This is a genomic window from Allobosea sp. BE125 (assembly GCF_031456075.1).
Lineage (GTDB): Bacteria > Pseudomonadota > Alphaproteobacteria > Rhizobiales > Beijerinckiaceae > Allobosea.
The window spans coordinates 1-18,089 of record NZ_JAVDTY010000010.1 but is presented as its reverse complement, the minus strand read 5'-3'; the positions used below and the strand labels follow the sequence as shown (position 1 = coordinate 18,089).

The following is an 18,089-nucleotide window of genomic DNA, read 5'->3' as shown; positions in this document are numbered from 1 at the left end:
TCATTTGTCCCCCGTCTTCTCGGCGGCCGAGTGGATCGCAACACGAATGCGCTCATAGGTGCCGCATCGGCAGAGATTTCCCGACATGACCTCGTTGATGTCTTGATCGGTCGGCTTGGGAATCGCTTTGAGCAGGGAAACCGCCTGAATGATCTGACCGGTCTGGCAGTAGCCGCATTGCGGTACCTGATGCTCGATCCAGGATTCCTGCACCGGATGCAGCTTTCCGTTGCCGATCGCTTCGATGGTGATGATCGCCTTGCTTGCGACATCGGCCATACGCGTCTGACACGAGCGAACGGCCGCTCCGTCAATCTGTACCGTGCAGGCGCCGCATTGAGCTATTCCGCAGCCATATTTGGCGCTTGTAATGCCGAGTTCATCGCGCAAAACCCAGAGCAACGGCATTTCAGGGACGACGTTTACTTGGTGTTTGATCCCATTGACGGTTAGTTCGATCATACCGACGCCTTCCCTCGCTAGACGTTGCTGTTCGTTACCGCGAAAATGGCCTTCTGCGAGTCCGTGCTCTGGCTGATGGCCGCGGCTGCCGCCTCGGCCACCGCAATATCCTGCTCGACCGAACCCGCACTGGTGCCCACCGCGCCGACGATCTGGCCGCCGATCTTCACCGGCAAGCCGCCGCCAAAGATCACGACATTGCCGCCATTGCTCTGCTCGATGCCGAAGAGCGGCGCGCCGGGCTGTGCCAACCCGGCAAGGCAATCCGTCGCCTTGTCGAACATACGGGCGGTCTTTGCCTTGCCGATCGCCAGTTCGATACTTCCCGCGAGCGCGCCATCCTGGCGTGTGAAGGCGACGAGGGCGCCGCCGGCGTCGACAACTGCGATATTGTAGGGAATCCCGAGGATCGCTGCCTTGGCCTCGCCAGCCTCGAGCATCTGCTTGGCATCTGCCAGCGTCAGTGTGTCGAGCGTGCGAGGCATGGCCGCTTTCCCTCGATTCGATGGCGTCTCGATGCAATGGCTCGAAGGGCGACCAACGCCTCATGCCGTGGAGCCCGAGCCACCTGTCATTCCAATGAAGTCGGCGGTTTTGGCTAAACCGAGCCGCCGATACGCGTCACGGAAAGAGGTAGCACCGTGGCGCTGGGAGCTGCGGTTAAAAGATGTAAAATTCAAAACTGGCGCGGTGACCGTCTCAAGAACTTGACGGTAGATGGAATGGCCATGGACGGCTGCGGCGCCTGAAAGCTAGGATGATTTGGCGCGCGGGCTGGCCAGAGGCGGGGGGTCGTGACGAACAGCAGTTCAAGCGGCGATCGGACGAGCAGATTGCTTGTCAAAGCTTGCCGGGCCGGCAGGCATGCCGACATGCGGCAATCTCGAGCCAAACGCTAGACGCATGACAAGGATCGACAGATCAGAAGAGGTTCTGTCGTTCGGCTCTTTCGAGCTCATGCCATCGCGACGGATTCTACTTGAGAGCGGCAAGCCGGTCGGCATCCGCAGTCGCGCCCTGGACATTCTCTGTCTCCTCGTCGATGCCTCCGGTCAGATTCTGAGCAAGGATGACCTTCTGGCGCGTGCCTGGCCGAGCACTTTCGTGGCGGAGGCCAATGTTCGCGTCCAAATCAACGAGCTGCGTCGTGTGCTTGGCGATGGACGCCATGGCCGGCGATACATCGCAACCGTTCCCAATCGTGGATACAGCTTCGTCGAGACGGTGCGCCGCAGGCCCGTTGCTCCGCCCGGCAATCCTGCTATCGCCGCAGATCGGGCGGGCGCCGGTTCGCCACCCGCCTGGCCGGGTAGGATCATCGGGCGGGATCGATCGATCCAGGCGCTTGTGAAGCAAGTCCGGCAGCGGCGACTCGTCACCGTGGTCGGCACGGGGGGCGTCGGCAAGACGACACTGGTCCTCTCCTTGATCGCCCAGATGCGCCAGGACGGAGAGAAGCCTGCCTGGCAGAAGATCGTCTTCGTGGATCTCGCCTCGCTCTCCGACGGGCAAGCCGTTCCAAGCGCCTTCGCTTCGGCGCTTGGCGTGGTCCTGGCCGGCGACGATGCGCTATCGAGCATCGTGAACTATCTCGGCGAGGAGGCGTGCCTCCTCGTCATCGACAATTGCGAGCACGTCATCGACCCCGTGGTCGATATCGTCGAGGCCATTCTATGTCATGCCCCGAATGTCTTCCTCCTGGCGACGAGCCGGGAGCCGCTGCGCGTCGCCGACGAGTGGGTCTATCGACTGCAACCGCTCGCCGCGCCGCCCGTCGCAGCGACACTCAGCCTCGATGAAGCGCTAGCCTATCCCGCTGCCACTCTCTTCGTCGAACGCGTGTGCGCCCGCTGCGGGAGCATGGCGCTTCGCGATGACGATGGCCGCTTCGTGGCCGACATCTGCAGACGCCTGGACGGCATACCCTTGGCGTTGGAACTCGCCGCTGGACGGTTCGAGGCGTTCGGCGCCCGCGGGCTTGCCGCCGTCCTGGACAATCTCTTCGCGGTACTGACCCGCGGCGAGCGCAAGGCTCTGCCTCGGCAGCAGACGCTCCATGCGACACTCGACTGGAGCTTCAACCTGCTTACCACGCGTGATCAGACGCTCTTGAGGCGGCTGGCCGTGTTTTCGAACCGGTTTACACTGGCTTCCGCCTCCGCGATCGCGGCTTGGGGCGAATTGAGCACCACGGACGTGACCGAGGGCATCGCCGATCTCGTCTCGCAGTCCTTGATCAGTACGGCACCGGCCGAGGAAGAGCCTAGCTTCATCCTGCTGGAGACCACCCGCGCCTATGCCCGGGAAAAGCTCGCGGCCGCACCCTGCGCGACTGAAGTCGCGAAGCGGCATGCAAGATGGTGCCTGGATCTGCTCGCCGAGACCGAGCGGCCAGCCGACCCGGCGCGGGCCGCCGACGAACTAGGCCTGCTGGCTGATCTGCGCGCGGCCTTGAATTGGGCCTTCTCGCCGCATGGTGACGCGAAATCCGGCGTCTCGCTGACCGTAGCCGCCATTCCTCTCTGGCTGCGTCTTTCAATGGTCAGCGAATGCCGAGAACGTGTCGAGGAAGCGCTGGCGCGACACGGTGATGAAGACGATTCCGACGACGAAATTGTCTTGAAGCTGCAAACCGCGCGTGGCTGGGCGCTGATGTACAATGCCGGTACGGCGCGGCAGACGAGCGACGTGTGGAAGGCCGCTCACGGCCTCGCAGAACGTCTGGACGATAACGACTATAGATTGCGATCGCTATGGGGGCTCTGGGCAGGTAACATGAAGAGCGCCGCCTTCGAAACGGCGCTCGAAAGTGCGTTCCAGTTCAAGAGCGCCGCAGAGCACTCCTTGGATTCCGACGATCTCGCGATCGGTGACAGATTGATCGGTACCTCGCTGCACTTCTTGGGCGACCAGGAAGGTGCGCGCCACCACATCGAGCAGATGCTCGATCGCTACCCGGCGCCTGGCCATCGCTCTCACATCGCCCGCTATCAGGTCGCCCCACGAATTGCCGCTCTGATGACGCTGTCTCGCGTCCTGTGGCTGCAGGGCTATCTGGGCGCGGCCGCAGACATGGCCGCCGCCAGTATCGCCGAGGCCCGATCCCTCGATCACCATCTGTCGCTTTGCTACGCGTTGGCCCAGTCCGCCTGCCCGATAGCGCTGCTGAACGGCGATCTTGAGCAGGCGGAACGCATGATCGACGAACTGGTCGAGGAGACGACGCGGCACCGCCTCGAGGTCTGGCATATCTATGCGCAGGCCTATCGGGGGCATTTGCACTCACTGCAGCGGGAGCCCGACGACGGCTTACCCCTCATGCAGCGCGCGGTCGACGAGCTCCGCAGTGCACGCTTCATGCAGCATCACTCGGGGTTCGTGCTAGCCCTCGTCGAAGCGCTCATATCTGTTGGCCAGTCGGATTCCGCCCACGTGCTACTCGACGAGCAGCTTGCTTATCTCGAGCGCGACAGTCGCCTCTGGGTCGCGCCCGAGATCCTGCGCCTGAAGGGAGAACTCGCCTTGCGTCTCGGCGAACAGACCTCGGGCGAGGCGCTTCTCGATCAATCGCTGATACTGGCTAAGCAAACCGGCCAGTTGGGATGGCACATTCGTTCCTGCTTGAGGTCGTCAAAAAGCCGGGACGATCGCTTACGCGAAATCCAGAAGATCGTTCCGAGATCGCTGCTCAGCCATTTTGATGCTGAGATAGCCAACGCGTAGGAAATGCTCGACCGGTCCGAAAGCGCGGCTGCTGGCCTATCCGCATGAGTAGGGACGTCAGGATCGATCCATCCAAGGTTCCGAGTGGGCTGGCGCCCGTCGCAGATTTTACACCATTTTACAGCTGTGCTCGCCGCCGAGCGCTAATCTTCCTATCGGATCGGCCGACCAACGTCTTCAACATCAGAGAGGCGAAAATGAGCAGTTTTCGGCAGATGCTTTTCGTGGCGGCCGGTGCCGCCGCTTTGATCGCCAGCTCGACCACCATGGCCCAGGTGGCGGCCAAATCCGTCGTCCTCGTCCATGGCGCCTTTGCCGACGGATCCTCCTGGCACAAAGTCATTCCCCTGCTGGAAAAGGCCGGCTTGAAGGTCATTGCCGTCCAAAACGCGCTGCAATCGCTTGAAAACGACGTCGAGACGACGCGGCGCGCGATCCGCGATGCTGAGGGGCCGGTTGTTCTGGTCGGGCATTCTTATGGCGGGATCGTCATCACAGAAGCTGGTAACGACCCTAAGGTCGGAGCGCTGGTCTACGTGGCGGCCTACGCGCCAGACAGCGGAGAGGCCCAGAGCCACATCACCTCTCGATATCCGCAACAGGAAAGTCGTGCCGAGTACATCCGCGATGAAGACGGGTTCCTCAGGATCAGTGATACGGGAATCTCCCGCTATTTTGCTCCGGACCTGACGGTCGGAGAGCAGAAGCTGGTGACCGCCGTGCAAGGCAGGCTGCACGCAAGAACTCTCACGACTCCGGTCGTCCGCGCGGCCTGGCGAGATAAGCCCACCTTCATGGCAATTGCGACGAACGATGCCATCATTCCGCCGCAGCTCCAGAAGGATCAGGTGGAGCGATCACGGGCGATGTCGATCGAAGTGCCGTCCAGTCATGTCACAATGCTGTCCTTTCCTGAAAGAATCTCTGAGCTGATCCTCCGCGCGGCCAGGTAACCGCTAGGATACAGGGCATAGAAGCACGGGCCGGGCGACGCGAGGCCTGACGGCCAGAGACGCTCTCACGCAAGGCTTCGCTTGAGGCGCTGCTCGGCTTCCGCAACTGGCGGATGCCGCCTGAAAGAAGCTAGGATGTTGCCGGGGCGGATCGCCTGCGATCGAAACCACGGCAATCGAAGATAGAATGGCCGAGCATGGTCCTGTTCGAGTCAATCCTCGTCATCATGTTCGGAGCTGTCATCCTCGCTGCTGGTTCGCGGCGAGCCGGCATCCCATATCCGGTCGTTCTCGCCATCGGCGGGACAGCTCTCGCCTTCATTCCCAATGCGCCGCGCATCACGTTGGATCCGGAGTTGGTGCTTGCCCTCTTCGTCGCGCCGATCCTGCTCGATGCCGCCTTCGACAGTTCGCCGCGGGATCTGCGCAGGAACTGGTTGCCCATATCCAGTCTGGTTTTCGTGGCTGTCGGCGTCACCACCGCCGTCGTTGCAGTTGTGACGCGATGGTTCGTGCCCGAATTGCCTTGGGCGGCTGCGATTGCGCTCGGAGCGATCGTCGCCCCGCCCGACGCCGTTGCAGCGACGGCGATCCTGCGAAGGGTGCGGCCGCCCCATCGCATCGTCGTCATCCTCGAGGGCGAGAGCCTGCTGAACGATGCGACCGCGCTGCTGATTTACCGCCTTGCGGTGGGTTCGGTGGCGGCCGGCAGCTTCAGCCTGGCGAATGCATTGCCAGCCTTCGCCCTCGTCACGGTGGGCAGCATGGTTCTCGGCATGGTTCTCGGTTTGGCCGCGGTGCGGCTGCTCGTGTTGTTTCGCGATCCGGCAAGTGCCATCATCGTGCAGTTCGTTACGACCTTCGGCGTCTGGATCCTGGCGGAGCGGCTGCATCTGTCCGGCATCATCACTGTCGTCGTCTATGGCATCGTGCTAGCGCGAACGGTTCCCGCCGTGACCAGCGCGCGGTTGCGCATCCCTTCTTACGCAGTCTGGGAGACGACCGTCTTCGTGCTCCAGGTTCTCGCCTTCGTGCTGGTCGGCCTGCAGTTGCGCCCGATCCTCGAAGGTTTCGATGCCGCGCAACGTGTCGGTTACGCCTGGATCGCGCTCGCAGTCCTCGCAACGGTCATTCTCGTGCGGCTGACTTGGGTCGCGACCTACAGAGGGCTCGCCCTTCTGGTTTCGGGTCGCTCTTCGGATGCGCGGGAAAGGGCGACTTTTCTCCAGAACGCCAAGGGCAGCGTCGTCGTCGCCTGGTGCGGCATGCGCGGCATCGTCACGCTCGCCGCGGCCTACGCCCTTCCCTCCGATTTCCCCTATCGCGACCTGATCCTGCTCTGTGCCTTCACCGTCGTGGTCGGCACGTTGCTGATCCAGGGGCTGACGCTGGCGCCACTGCTGCGCTATCTCGCGATCAGCGATGATCACCCCGTCGAGCGCGAGTTCGCCCTCGCGCGGAAGGCCGCGCTGGAGGCCGCGATCGAATCGCTCGAAGGAGCGCAGAAGGCGGCTGCGGCGGCCATCCGACAGGAGTATCGCGAAATGCTGGAGCAGACCGGACGGGCCGCGCAGCTCGACACCGACCACAATGCCCTGCGGCGGACCGCGCTCGCGGTCGCGAGGAAGACCGCATTCGATCTGCGGAAGCGCGGAACCATCGGCGATGACGCCTTCCACCGGCTCGAGGAAGAGCTCGATTGGCTGGAACTCGGCGCCGCGCCGCGGGAGGGCAGCGCATGAAGCCGGTCGATGTCGCGATCGTCGGTGCCGGAGCGGCTGGCGTTGCGGCGGGCCGGCATCTCGCCGCGTCCGGGCTCGACGTGCTTCTGATCGAGGCGACCGACAGGATCGGCGGGCGGGCGCACACCGCCTTCCACGACGGCCTGCATTTCGACCTCGGCTGCGGCTGGCTCCATTCGGCGGATCGCAACGGCTGGGCTGCGCTCGCACCGGAACTCGGCTTCCATATCGATCGGACCACGCCGCCATGGGGCGTCCAGTTTCGCGATCTCGGCTTTCCCTCAGCCGACCAGCGTGCCGCGCGGGCCGCCTTCGTCCGTTTCGAGCAGCGCCTGCGCGAGGCCCCTCCCGGGAACGACCGCGCCTCCGACCTTCTGGACCCAAGCGACCGCTGGACGCCCTATCTCGAGGCGCTCAGCACCTATATTAACGGCACGGAGCTGGGGCAGCTCTCGATCCGCGACTATCTCGCCTATGCCGATGCCGAGACCGGCGTGAACTGGCGCGTGACCGAGGGCTATGGCAGCCTCGTTGCGGCCGCGGCGAAGGACGTGCCGGTCGCGCTGAACACGGCGGTCACCAGCATCGACGCATCGGGCCGCGCCCTGCGGCTGGCCAGTGCCAAAGGCGAGATCGAGGCTGAGCGCGTCATCGTCACGGTCCCGACCGATGTGCTGGCTTCCGGCGCAATCCGCCTGCCGCCGCGCGCAGCGGACCATATCGACGCTGCCGGCGCGCTCCCGCTGGGCCTGGCGGACAAGATCATCTTCAAGCTGTCCGATTGCGACGGCTTCGAACCGGACACGCAGGTCCTGGGCAATCCGTCCGTGAAACGAACGGCGAGCTACCATCTGCGGCCCTTCGGCCGGCCGCTGATCGAAGGCTTCGTGGGCGGCGAGGCCGCACGCGCGTTTGAAGCCGACGGCGATGCCTTTGCGGCTTTCGCGCGCGCCGAGCTGGCGGGGCTGTTCGGCTCCGGGATCAGGAGCCGGCTGGAGCCGATCGCGCAATCCCGCTGGGGGCGCCAGCCCTTTGCGCAAGGCTCGTACAGCCACGCGCTGCCCGGCCATGCGGAGGCGCGGGCGATCCTCGCCGGGGATGTCGACGGCAGGCTCTTCTTCGCCGGGGAAGCCTGCTCGAAGCAGGATTTCTCGACGGCGCATGGCGCCCTTCAGACCGGTCTAGCTGCCGCGCACGCCGTGCTGGCTTCCTTGAAGTCTGACTGGATGCCGAAAGCCTAGCCATCCGCAACAGCAGTGAAAGAATGTCGGAATGTCTGCTTCCTGGCGAGCGGCCAACGACCGCTAACGGCGCCATGGAGGCCCATCTATTTTTGCTAGGGTGCGTTCGTTCGCTGATTGGCAGAGGACGAGCGCTGGTCAAAGATGCCGACAGGTATGGGCTTGTAGAAACTCGAGCCAGAGGCTGACGACGCGCGCAACGTCGGCTGCGGTCATGTGAGGTCCGGCACAGGGATCGAGCGCGTCACACAGGCCATCTCCGACGAAGCTGGAGACATTCACCACGTGATCAGCGGTGAGCGGCGCAGCCACGCCTCGCCCTCAACCTGATCCACCACGAAGCGTGCGACGTCTTCACGGGCGATATTCCCGCCGTGAAAGCCGGAGAGATCGTCTAGGGCGCGCACGGTGCCGCGGCCGGGCTTGTTGTTCAGGATGACGGGACGGACCAGCACCCAATCGAGTCCGCTCTCTTTGATGATGGCCTCCTGCCGGTTCTTGTCGGCATAGACATGGCGTAGCAGCAGCGGGAAGATCAGGGTGTCGAAGAGAAATCCACCATGCCCGACGCTGTTGCCCGCGCCCATCCCGGTGATGGCGACGAGACGAGTAACACCCTCGCTTTTCATCGCGTCGACCAGCCTGCGCGTCGCGGACGAAAGCAGGGTCACCTCGCGGAACGGGCTGGCTGGCGTCCCAAGCGCACTCACGACGGCGTCGCGGCCCCTGAGAGCTTCGCGCATCACGGTCTCGTCTCGAGCGTCGCCGATGACGAGTTTGACACCTCCAAGATCGCGTCCTTTCTCGGCGGAGCGGACGAGGACCGTCACGTCGTATCCTCGCGCCAGAGCGTCCTTGACGATCAGGCGGCCGGTGCCCCCGGTCGCCCCGAGAATCAAAATCTTGGAATGTCGAGTGGGGATCTTGTCGTTCCCGGAACTAGCCATGATTGCCTCCTCGGCAGGGGAGCCTCTCAATGAGGCCGCCGTTTCTCCAACATCTTTTATCGGCCCAATTCCGTGCCAACTATCCCTCGAATTTAGACAAAGCGTTTCATGCGTGGAACGATCGGCGAGAATTTGGGTCCTTAAACGGACCGTCGGGCGAAGAGCATGTCGGTTTAACCGCCATCAAGCCGGCGCTGGCGTGTCGGCTGCTTGCTGCGAGCGGCTGTGGCCCCTACGGGCCTTTATCGCCCGAGATAGGCAGCGAGTTCGTCTGGTGTCCCTTGAGGAAAGGCTTCCTTCAAATGCTCCAGGAAAGCTGAGACGCGAGCGCTGAGCAGTCGGCGCGAGGGATAGAGCGCCCACAGAGCGATCTCCGGCCCCTCGACGTCCCCCCAACGCACCAGAGTGCCATCGGCGAGATCGTGACTTACGAGCGAGATGGGAAGGCGCGCGGCACCCACGCCCATGCGCGCGGCGTCCCGGACCATGACAAGCGACGCCAGGCTGAGGATCGGATTGACCGCGATCCTGGCTTTTCCTGTCGCTGTCGTCACTTCCCAAGCTTCGGCTTCTCGGCCTTGGCCTCGCACGACGGCCGGGGCAGCAGATTCATCGACAGGCGGCGCCAGCTTCGGGCTCGCCACGACCACCAGCTGGTCGTGAAGGAAGATTCGCCCAATGAGGCTTTCGTCCCGTTCCGGATTGACCCGGATCACCAAGTCATAGGCTTCCTCGATCATGTCGACGGACCGGTCCTCGGTCGTGACTTCGAGCCGGACGTCGGGAAATTTCAGCGCAAAGCCGGCGGCGAGCTTCCCCATCGCGGTCTGGGAAAAGAGCAAGGGCGCGCTGATCCGCAACCTTCCTCGGGGGCTATGCCCACCCGAGGCGATCGCCGCAGCCGTCTCGTCGAGTTCGGTGAGCAACTGGCCCGTCCGCTCGAACAGCGCCCGCCCCTCCTCGGTCAGCTTTAGGACGCGTGCGCCCCGTTCGAACAAGCGGAGCTCAAGGCTGGCCTCCAGTTCCGCGACGCGGCGGGACAGGGTCGCCTTGGGACGGCCTGCGGCGCGCGAGGCTTTTCTGAACCCTCCGTGACGGGCGACCAGGTTGAAATCGGCAAGGGCAAGCAGATCCATACGTTCCACCCAAGAGACGGTCTGTCCAAATATAGCGTCTATTGGCGCGAATGTGGATCGATAAATTCGGGACAGCCAAACGGCTCAACCCAGGAGTTACCCCCCATGACCATTCTCGTGACCGGCGCGACCGGCAATGTCGGCCGCAACGTCGTCGAACAGCTCGAGAACCGTGGCGCCGATGTGCGCGCTTTGGTCCGCGCCCCGTCCAAGGCCAGCTTCCCCGCCGGCGTCGAAGTCGTCAAAGGCGACCTGCTCGACGTCGACGCACTACGCAGCGCCTTCTCCGGCGTCTCCACGCTGTTCCTGCTGAACGGGGTTGTCGCCGATGAGTACACCCAGGCGCTGATCGCTCTCAATATCGCCCGCGAGGCCAAGATCGAGCGGATCGTCTACCTCTCGGTGATCCATAGCGATGTCTATGTGAACGTGCCGCATTTTGCGGGCAAGTTCGGCGTCGAGCGGATGATCGAGCAGATGGGGCTCAACGCCACCATTTTGCGCCCGGCCTACTTCATGGACAACGAGATCACCATCAAGGACGTGGTCACCGGCTACGGCATCTACCCCATGCCGATCGGCGACAAGGGCCTCGCGATGATCGACGCCCGAGATGTCGGCGAGATCGCGGCGATCGAGCTGATGCGCCGCGAACAGTCGGCCACGCCGCTGCCGCTCAACCGCATCAACCTGGTCGGCCCGGACACGCTGACCGGTGCGGACGCCGCCGCCATCTGGAGCGACGTCCTCGGCCGTACGATCGCGTTTCCCGGCAACGACACCGCCGGATTCGAGCAGAACCTGCGCCAGTTCATGCCGAGCTGGATGGCCTTCGACATGCGTCTGATGGCCGAGCGGTTCCTGAGCGACGGCATGCTCCCCGATGCCGGCGACATCGATCGGCTGACGACCCTGCTCGGACGTCCGTTGCGGTCCTATCGCGACTACGTCGCACAGATCGCCGGCTGACATCCTGCAATTGCAACCACGCCGACAAGGACCATCATCATGATCTATTCGACCGCCACCGTCCCGGTGAACCCGGAAGGCGAAGCCAAACTCACACGTGAGCAGGCTTGGAAAGGCCTGGAGCTGAAGGCGCGCGATGCGCGCCTGTTCCTCCCGCCCGGCCTCTGCACCCGCTGCGACGTCACGGAGGAAAGCGCGACGCATTTCGTCCGTGACGCCACCATCGCGGGTTCCGACCTGCGCGAGATCATCACGCTTGAACCACAGCGCAAGGTGACTTTCTTCCAGGCCACCGGGCCGCGCGAAGGCGCGATCATCAACGAGCTGTTCGAGGATGAAGCGGGCGCGCTTCAGCTCAGATTCTACGGCTACCTCGGGCTGCGTGGCAAAGAGCCGAACGGCGCCGAGGAACAGGCCGAGCAGGCCCAGCTCGACAGCGACAAGGGCTACAAGGCCGCCCTTTTGTCCACGCTGAAGCGAACTCGCGAGATGCTCGCCGAAGGCAAGCTCTGACCCTCGCCTCCAACCCCCATGACCGATGTCTGGTCCACCATAAAAATCGGCGCCCTGCAGCTGCCGCATCGCCTCGCCATGGCACCGATGACCCGTAGCCGGGCCAAGCCCGACGGCACGCCTGGCGACCTGGCGCCCGAATGTTACGCACGGCGCGCGACAATGGGCCTTCTGATCACCGAAGGCACCCAGCCCTCCGAGGACGGGTCACCGGCGCCAAGAAAGGGATTGGCCTCGAGATCGCCCGTCAGCTGGCCCATGCCGGCGTCGCCGCCATAATCGTCGAGCCCGGATCAATCCGGGTCGTCGGCAGAAACGACAACTTCGAGAAAAACCTGCGAAGCCATGCCGCGCGGCCACGTCTTAGCTCACAGCTCTGATCGGAAATGGTGGGCCGGGCCGGACTCGAACCGGCACCGGCGCTGTTATGAGCAGCGAGCTCTAACCATTGAGCTACCGGCCCACACCCCGCGTAACATCGCAGCCGCGCTTCGGGCAAGGCCGGTCTGGGCACTTGCGCAAAAGGATTGAGGCCTTGCCCAAATCGATCGCCCCCGCCGCCTTGCGGCAGCGGGGGCGTGAAGGGCTTCGCCTTGAGGTTCGGCTGCGGGTCTCAGGCGGCTTCCGCGATCCGGGGCTCCTCGCCATGGTCGGCGATATGGCCCTCGCGGAACTTGAAGCGGCCGATATGCTCGGTCAGTGCGCGGGTCTGCTCGTCGGTCAGGGCCAACGCCGCATTGGTCTCCTCGACCAGCGCCGCGTTCTGATGAGCCATGGTGCCGATGCCGTCGATCTCGTTGTTGATCGCCGAGACGTCGGTGGCCTGGCTCCTGGCGGTCTGCGAGATGCCGTTCATCAGCCCGGTCAGATCGTTGACCGAGGCGACGATGGCCTCGAACATCGCCGAGGTCTCCTCGACCAGGCCGACGCCGACCTTGACGTCGCCATGGGCGGCCTCGACCAGCTTCTTGACGTCGTTGGAGGCGTCGGCCGAGCGCTTGGCCAGGCTGCGCACCTCGGTCGCGACGACGGCGAAGCCGCGTCCGCTATCGCCGGCGCGGGCTGCCTCCACCGCCGCATTGAGCGCCAGCAGATTGGTCTGGAAGGCAATCTCGTCGATCATCGCGATGACCTCGGAAATCTTGTTCGAGGAGGAGCGGATGCGGTGCATCGCCTCCAGCGCGGAGGCCACGACCTTCTCGCCCTGCTGGGCCTGGCTCTCGGCGCCCTCGGCCATTCCGGTCGCCTGGGCGGCTTCGGCGGCGGTCTTCTTGACGGTGCCGGCAAAGGCCGTGAGCTGGTTCGTCGCCATCGAGACGGCGTTGCTCTCCTCGCTGGTGCGCTCGGCGAGGTCGGTGACGCCGTCGAGGATCTCGCTGGTGGCGCTGCGCACGGCCGCGACCGTGTTGGAGAGCCGCGCCAGCGTGCTCTCGAACTCTTCGGCCAGGCTGTTGGTGCCGTTCTTGAGCTCGGCGAAGGCGCCCTGATAGCGCCCCTCGACGCGGGTCGAGAGATGACCGACCGAGAGCTCGGCCAGCACATCGCAGGTTTCCGACAGGCCGGCCTGGACGGTCTCGAGCAGCGCATTGACCGAATCGGCGAGCGCGTTGAGCTCGGCATCGGCGAAGGTCGCCGCGACACGCGGGTTGAAATCGCCGGCAGCGGCAGCGGCGACGACCTCGCCGAAGGCCGCGCCGAGCTCGGCCATCATCTCGCGGCGCTGGTGCTGGGCTTTCGCCTCGTCCTCGATCTTGGCCGCTTCCGCCGCGCGCAGCGCCACCGCATTGTCGCGGAACAGCAGCACGCTCTTGGAGATGTCGGCGATCTCGTCATTGCCCTTGGTCTGCACGACCGTCTCGAGCTGGCCGTCGGCGATGGCGCGCGTCGCGGCCCAGAGCCGGTTCAGGCGGCCGACGATCATCGGGCGGACATAGAGCAGCGACAAGGCCAGCGCGACGAGGAGCGAGCCGATGCCGACCGCGCCGAGCCAGAGCTTGCTCTGCTCGATCAGCGTGCGGGTCGAGGTGCTGGAGGCGACGGCCTCGCCGCGCGCGCTCTTGACGAGCTTGTCGACCTGCCCGCGCAACGCCTCGGCCGCGCTGCCGACGCCGCGCAGGCTCGCAGTGATCCCCTCCTGCGTGGAAAGGTCACGCTGGCGCACGCTGAGGACGCCTTCGCTGCCCTCGCCGACATCGATGACCGTGTTGATGGCGCCGACGCGCACCTTGTTGGGGACGATCTTCTCGATCGCCGACAAATCCTTGCGGATGCGCGTCACGATGGCGCTGAAGCGGTCGCGCGCCGCGCTTAGCTTCGCCTTGTCGTCGACCTGCGCGATCTCGCGCAGCAGGCCGATCAATTCGTTGACCTGCGCTTCCAGCTTCCGCGCCAGGTCGAAAGCCTGGAAATCGCGCTCGATCAGCCCCTGGATCGAGGCGTTGAGATCGTCTCCGCTCAAGCCCTTGACGCTTTCCATCCCCATCAGGATGTTGAACCGGGCCTCATCGGCCTCGGCCCCGACCACCCCGACGAAAACGCCCCGCGCCTTCGACAATTGTTCGAGCGAGGCCTGCATCGCCGCCGCATTGCGCAGCCGCTCTCCGGTCAGGTCGTTGATATCGTTGATCTGGCGCGACAATTCATCGACGCCGGTCTGGATCGGCTTCATGTCGATGGCGTCGAGCGCGGCGATGCGGCGGATGAGATCGAACTGGCGCGCCTCGATGGCGTCGAGCTCGCCGGTCAGCTTCGCGCGCTGCTGCACCGTGGTGACTTCCATGAAACGGGGCGCCAGCGCCGTCGATTGCGTCGCAGCCTGCGAAAGCTCGAGCGAAAGCTCCACGGTCGGCATCTTGCGCTCGACCGTCTCGGAAACGGTCTGGTTGACGCGATCATAGGAGAACCATGCCACCAGCGAGGCTACGATCGTCAGCACCGTGAGCAGGCCAAGCGCCGCATAGATGCGGGCAGCGATGCCGATGCGAAGCGGCGTGCGCTGGCGCGCGGGCTTCGTAGCCTTGGTCATGAAGCGCTCTCCGAAATGCTGACGCAACGCGTGGAAAGAATCAGGAAATAAGGACAGAAAGCGGCAGACCGCGCCGCCGGCGACCTGGCGCAGGTTCGCGCAGAGCGAGAACCTCGCGACGGTCGCGCATGCGTGCACAGCCCCGATTTCAGAAGGCAGGACAAGGCCTTCCGAAGCTGAAGATCGCGGATATGCACTTAAGGAACGTTTAAGCGGGCGGATTCTTCTGAATCACTCGCCCGCCCCGGTGCTTCAGCATTCGTTAGGCCATGCGGCGGAAGCGAGGCGGCGGGCGCCGCTTGCAACTCACCCTTCCGGCGGCTTCGGCACCGGACGCGGCCGGCCCTCCTCGTCGATCGCCACGAAGGTGAAGGTCGCGTCGGTGACCTTCTCATGCAGCGTCGTGCGGAAGCGCCGCGCCCAGGCCTCGACATGGATCTTCATCGAGGTCCGCCCAACCGACTCGACCTCGGTATAGACGCTGAGCACATCGCCGACCTTGACCGGCCTGATGAAGGTCATCGCATCGACAGCGATCGTGACCACGCGCCCTTGCGCCCGGTCCACCCCGGCGATGCCGCCGGCGGCGTCCATCCGCGACATCACCCAGCCGCCGAAGATGTCGCCATTGGCGTTGGTGTCGGCGGGCATGGCGTTGACGCGCACGGTGAGACTCCCGCGCGGTGCTTCATCTGGCGTCAGGCCCGGCTCAATCATCGTTGCTCTTCCCCTCTTCGACATGGAAGGAATGGAGCACACGATGCAGCACCGGCGCCAGTACGAAACCAGTCGCGATCACCACGAACAATCCCGAGAACAAGGCATAGCCGCCGGCAAACAGCTTGCCTCCATCGGTCTTGAGCTGGTCGACGGGGCCCATGCCGGACAGGATCATCGCCGCATTGACGAAGGCGTCGATGGCGCTCATGCCCTCGGTCGACATGTAGCCGGCCATGCCGATCGCCATGCCGATGATGGCCATTCCCAGCCAGAGCAGGATGGCGCGGCCCAGCCGCAGTGCGAAGCGGCGCACGGGGATGAGCTTCTGCCTGCGATGCTCGAACTGCGTCACGCCCTTCATCGCATGCCCTTCCAAGCCTTGCCGGTTCCAAGCCTTGTCGGTTCCAAGCCTTGCCGGTTGAGCCGACATTCAGCACGCGGCATGTTGCGTCAAGCGCGGCGAAGACCGCAAACCCCGTGAGAGGACAAGCGCAATGACCACAGCGCCCGCCATGATCTGTGTCTCGCTGCGCTATGCCGATGCGCCCAGAATGTACGACTGGCTGATCGAGGCGCTGGGCTTCGAGAAACACGCCGCCTACTACTCGCCGGACGGCAAGACCCTGCTGCATGGCGAGCTGCGCATGGGCGAGAGCTTCGTCATGCTGGGCTCGGCCGAGAACAATGAATTCGGCAAGCTGGTCGCAAGGCCGGCCGAACTCGGCGGCACCACCGCCTCGCCCTATATCGCCACCGACGACATCGACGCCCGCTGCGAGCGCGCCCGTGCAGCCGGAGCCGAAATCTGCATGGAGCCGACCGACCAGCCCTATGGCAGCCGCGACTTCATCTGCAAGGACCCGGAAGGGCATGTCTGGTGCTTTGGGACGTACCGGCCGGGCGACAAGCCGGTGTGAGGCGCAAGCCAGCGACATACCCTCACCGTCATTCCCGGCGTAGCGAAGCAATCTAGGGGGGCGTAGCGCGAGACGCTGGATTGCTTCGCCGCGCTCGCAATGACGGGTAGCGCCTCACGCCACCACCGGCCCGGAATTCGATTTGGAATTCGCTCCGGCGTGTCGACTGGCGTGGCTTTCGAGAACCGGCGCGGAGCGGACTTTTCGTCCGTGAGCACCGGAAGCGCAAAAAGCCGTGTCAGACGGCCGCCGGAGTCGAGTGTCCAAGCAAATTCCGCGGCCGTGCCCTGAGCATCAGCCATGAGACGATCGCGAGGTTGACCAGGTTCCAGGCCAGCCCATTCAAGAACGCAACGCGATACGACGCGAAATAGTCGAAGATCGCGCCCGAGACATAGCCGCCGAAGGCCATCCCTAAGACCGTCGCCGACATCACGATGCCGATGCGCACGCCCGCCTCCTTGGCCGGCAGGTATTCGCGGATGATGACCGCATACATCGGCACGATGCCGCCCTGGAACAGGCCGAAAATGCCGGTGACGATATAGAGCGAGGTCAAGCCGTCGAACCAGAGATAGAGGAACAGCGCCGCGCCCTGCATCGCTGAGCCCAATGCCAGCGTCGCCGTTCCACCGATGCGGTCGGCGACGAAGCCTGAGCCGATGCGGCTGATGATGCCGAGCAGCAGCATCAACGAGAGCATTTCTGCGCCGCGCGCAACGCCGTAACCGAGATCGCCGCAATAGGCGACGATATGGACCTGCGGCATCGCCATGGCGACGCAGCAGCAGAAGCCGGCGGTCGCGAGCAGCCATTGCAACTGGTTCGCGGAAAGGCCGAGATCGCCGCGCGCGTTGCTGCTCGCCACATCGTCGGCAGCCATGTGCTCGACCGAGGGACGTCGCCGGAAGAACAGCGACATCGGCAGCATGATGATGAGCACCGTTAGCCCGATGGCGACATGCGTCGCCCGCCAGCCATGATGCGCCACGCCCCAGGTGATGAGCTGCGGCCAGATCACCCCGGCGAGATAGCTCCCCGATGCGCCGAACACCACGGCGAGTCCGCGATGCCTGCGGAACCAATGCGACAGATCGGCGATCAGCGGGGAGAAGCCGGCGCCGCCGCCGATACCGATCAGGACGAGATGAACCAGCGCGAACTGCCAGAGCGATTGCGCCAGCGCCGCCAGCAGATAGCCGCTGCCGAGCAGGAGCGCCCCCATTACCACCGGCACGACGATGCCGTAGCGATCGGCGATGCGGCCCATGGCGATGTTGCCGAAGCCAAAGCCGATCATCACGCAGGTATAGGGCAGCGCGGCCCCTGCCCTGAGCGTGCCGAATTCGGCCTGCACCGAAGGCAGCACGACCACGACCGACCAGGTGCCGACGCAAGCGACCGTGCCGAGCAGCAGCGACATCGCCAGCCTGAGCCAGGCATAGGAGGAATCCGGCGCATAACGCGCATCCAGGGAAGCCATGTTTCCTCGCGCGTCGTTTTCAGAGAACGACTTTTCCAGGAGCGAGGATTAGGCGGCGCTGCCCCGCGCGACAAGCGCAGGCCCCGCAGGGCGGAGCAGCGTTGGCGGAAGAGGCGCACGACCCTTCCCCCCTGGCGGGAAAGGTGGATCGGCGAAGCCGAGACGGATGAGCGGCTGTGTTGTTGGTCAAGGGTTTTGTGTTCGCCAGGGGGTGTTGTCTCTGACGATTGCGTTGAGGGTTGTGAGCAGCTTTCGGAT

At 64.4% G+C, this 18,089-nt stretch carries 15 protein-coding genes, 1 tRNA gene and 1 pseudogene; 8 read left to right on the top strand and 9 right to left on the bottom strand.

What is annotated here, in order from left to right:
- Nucleotides 1-462: a (2Fe-2S)-binding protein gene (locus J2Y55_RS20855; RefSeq protein WP_310157551.1), complete on the bottom strand. Its 462-nt coding sequence runs from the start codon at nt 460-462 to the stop codon at nt 1-3.
- Between the two features lie 17 nt (nt 463-479).
- Nucleotides 480-947 carry a GlcG/HbpS family heme-binding protein gene (locus J2Y55_RS20850; protein WP_310157549.1) on the bottom strand — a complete coding sequence of 156 codons (468 nt, stop codon included), beginning with the start codon at nt 945-947 and terminating at the stop codon, nt 480-482.
- 418 nt (nt 948-1,365) lie between these two features.
- Between J2Y55_RS20850 and J2Y55_RS20845 the strand changes: the two genes are divergently transcribed.
- The 4 genes from J2Y55_RS20845 to J2Y55_RS20830 all read left to right on the top strand — a co-directional run bounded on the left by J2Y55_RS20845 (nt 1,366) and on the right by J2Y55_RS20830 (nt 8,121).
- Nucleotides 1,366-4,185 (top strand): winged helix-turn-helix domain-containing protein, encoded by a 2,820-nt coding sequence (locus tag J2Y55_RS20845; protein WP_310157547.1) that lies wholly within the window; start codon nt 1,366-1,368, stop codon nt 4,183-4,185.
- A 197-nt stretch (nt 4,186-4,382) separates the two neighbouring features.
- Nucleotides 4,383-5,138, top strand: a complete 756-nt coding sequence (locus J2Y55_RS20840; protein WP_310157546.1) for an alpha/beta hydrolase — start codon at nt 4,383-4,385, stop codon at nt 5,136-5,138.
- A gap of 197 nt (nt 5,139-5,335) precedes the next feature.
- On the top strand, nt 5,336-6,880 hold the full coding sequence (locus J2Y55_RS20835; protein ID WP_310157545.1) for a cation:proton antiporter: 1,545 nt from the start codon (nt 5,336-5,338) through the stop codon (nt 6,878-6,880).
- Nucleotides 6,877-8,121, top strand: coding sequence for a flavin monoamine oxidase family protein (locus J2Y55_RS20830; RefSeq protein WP_310157543.1), 1,245 nt, complete (start codon nt 6,877-6,879; stop codon nt 8,119-8,121). Before J2Y55_RS20835 ends, J2Y55_RS20830 begins: the two co-directional genes overlap by 4 nt.
- 278 nt (nt 8,122-8,399) lie before the next feature.
- Here the strand turns inward: J2Y55_RS20830 and J2Y55_RS20825 are convergent, their stop codons facing one another.
- Both J2Y55_RS20825 and J2Y55_RS20820 read right to left on the bottom strand, forming a co-directional pair.
- A complete protein-coding gene (locus J2Y55_RS20825) occupies nt 8,400-9,068 on the bottom strand; it encodes an NAD(P)-dependent oxidoreductase (RefSeq protein ID WP_310157541.1) in 669 nt (222 codons plus the stop codon).
- A gap of 242 nt (nt 9,069-9,310) precedes the next feature.
- On the bottom strand, nt 9,311-10,204 hold the full coding sequence (locus tag J2Y55_RS20820; protein ID WP_310157539.1) for a LysR family transcriptional regulator: 894 nt from the start codon (nt 10,202-10,204) through the stop codon (nt 9,311-9,313).
- Between the two features lie 105 nt (nt 10,205-10,309).
- On the opposite strand from J2Y55_RS20820, the gene J2Y55_RS20815 reads away from it, so the two are divergent.
- The 3 genes and pseudogenes from J2Y55_RS20815 to J2Y55_RS20805 form a co-directional block, all read left to right on the top strand.
- Nucleotides 10,310-11,173 carry an SDR family oxidoreductase gene (locus tag J2Y55_RS20815; RefSeq protein WP_310158038.1) on the top strand — a complete coding sequence of 288 codons (864 nt, stop codon included), beginning with the start codon at nt 10,310-10,312 and terminating at the stop codon, nt 11,171-11,173.
- A gap of 39 nt (nt 11,174-11,212) precedes the next feature.
- Nucleotides 11,213-11,686, top strand: coding sequence for an AtaL-like protein (locus J2Y55_RS20810; RefSeq protein WP_310157537.1), 474 nt, complete (start codon nt 11,213-11,215; stop codon nt 11,684-11,686).
- A gap of 18 nt (nt 11,687-11,704) precedes the next feature.
- Nucleotides 11,705-11,893 (top strand): annotated as a pseudogene (locus J2Y55_RS20805) (oxidoreductase); the annotation flags it as partial.
- 180 nt (nt 11,894-12,073) lie between these two features.
- Here the strand turns inward: J2Y55_RS20805 and J2Y55_RS20800 are convergent.
- The 4 genes from J2Y55_RS20800 to J2Y55_RS20785 form a co-directional block, all read right to left on the bottom strand.
- Nucleotides 12,074-12,149, bottom strand: a tRNA-Ile gene (locus tag J2Y55_RS20800).
- Nucleotides 12,150-12,299: 150 nt separating this feature from the next.
- Entirely contained in the window at nt 12,300-14,711 is a 2,412-nt protein-coding gene (locus tag J2Y55_RS20795) for a methyl-accepting chemotaxis protein (RefSeq protein ID WP_310157533.1), read from the bottom strand.
- A 306-nt stretch (nt 14,712-15,017) separates the two neighbouring features.
- Nucleotides 15,018-15,428, bottom strand: coding sequence for an acyl-CoA thioesterase (locus tag J2Y55_RS20790; RefSeq protein ID WP_310157530.1), 411 nt, complete (start codon nt 15,426-15,428; stop codon nt 15,018-15,020).
- On the bottom strand, nt 15,421-15,861 hold the full coding sequence (locus J2Y55_RS20785; protein WP_310157528.1) for a hypothetical protein: 441 nt from the start codon (nt 15,859-15,861) through the stop codon (nt 15,421-15,423). Before J2Y55_RS20785 ends, J2Y55_RS20790 begins: the two co-directional genes overlap by 8 nt.
- Before the next feature lie 64 nt (nt 15,862-15,925).
- On the opposite strand from J2Y55_RS20785, the gene J2Y55_RS20780 reads away from it, so the two are divergent.
- Nucleotides 15,926-16,348, top strand: coding sequence for a VOC family protein (locus tag J2Y55_RS20780; RefSeq protein ID WP_310157527.1), 423 nt, complete (start codon nt 15,926-15,928; stop codon nt 16,346-16,348).
- 238 nt (nt 16,349-16,586) lie between these two features.
- Here the strand turns inward: J2Y55_RS20780 and J2Y55_RS20775 are convergent, their stop codons facing one another.
- Nucleotides 16,587-17,831 carry an MFS transporter gene (locus tag J2Y55_RS20775; RefSeq protein WP_310157525.1) on the bottom strand — a complete coding sequence of 415 codons (1,245 nt, stop codon included), beginning with the start codon at nt 17,829-17,831 and terminating at the stop codon, nt 16,587-16,589.
- Nucleotides 17,832-18,089: the final 258 nt, after the last annotated feature.

Bases quoted from the DNA above. Each gene is read 5' to 3' on its own strand.
- J2Y55_RS20835 (WP_310157545.1), top strand. From the start codon at position 5,336: ATGGTCCTGTTCGAGTCAATCCTCGTCATCATGTTCGGAGCTGTCATC.
- J2Y55_RS20840 (WP_310157546.1), top strand. From the start codon at position 4,383: ATGAGCAGTTTTCGGCAGATGCTTTTCGTGGCGGCCGGTGCCGCCGCT.
- J2Y55_RS20825 (WP_310157541.1), bottom strand. From the start codon at position 9,068: ATGGCTAGTTCCGGGAACGACAAGATCCCCACTCGACATTCCAAGATT.
- J2Y55_RS20855 (WP_310157551.1), bottom strand. From the start codon at position 462: ATGATCGAACTAACCGTCAATGGGATCAAACACCAAGTAAACGTCGTC.
- J2Y55_RS20785 (WP_310157528.1), bottom strand. From the start codon at position 15,861: ATGTCGGCTCAACCGGCAAGGCTTGGAACCGACAAGGCTTGGAACCGG.
- J2Y55_RS20850 (WP_310157549.1), bottom strand. From the start codon at position 947: ATGCCTCGCACGCTCGACACACTGACGCTGGCAGATGCCAAGCAGATG.
- J2Y55_RS20815 (WP_310158038.1), top strand. From the start codon at position 10,310: ATGACCATTCTCGTGACCGGCGCGACCGGCAATGTCGGCCGCAACGTC.
- J2Y55_RS20790 (WP_310157530.1), bottom strand. From the start codon at position 15,428: ATGATTGAGCCGGGCCTGACGCCAGATGAAGCACCGCGCGGGAGTCTC.
- J2Y55_RS20780 (WP_310157527.1), top strand. From the start codon at position 15,926: ATGACCACAGCGCCCGCCATGATCTGTGTCTCGCTGCGCTATGCCGAT.
- J2Y55_RS20845 (WP_310157547.1), top strand. From the start codon at position 1,366: ATGACAAGGATCGACAGATCAGAAGAGGTTCTGTCGTTCGGCTCTTTC.
- J2Y55_RS20795 (WP_310157533.1), bottom strand. From the start codon at position 14,711: ATGACCAAGGCTACGAAGCCCGCGCGCCAGCGCACGCCGCTTCGCATC.
- J2Y55_RS20830 (WP_310157543.1), top strand. From the start codon at position 6,877: ATGAAGCCGGTCGATGTCGCGATCGTCGGTGCCGGAGCGGCTGGCGTT.
- J2Y55_RS20820 (WP_310157539.1), bottom strand. From the start codon at position 10,204: ATGGATCTGCTTGCCCTTGCCGATTTCAACCTGGTCGCCCGTCACGGA.
- J2Y55_RS20810 (WP_310157537.1), top strand. From the start codon at position 11,213: ATGATCTATTCGACCGCCACCGTCCCGGTGAACCCGGAAGGCGAAGCC.
- J2Y55_RS20775 (WP_310157525.1), bottom strand. From the start codon at position 17,831: ATGGCTTCCCTGGATGCGCGTTATGCGCCGGATTCCTCCTATGCCTGG.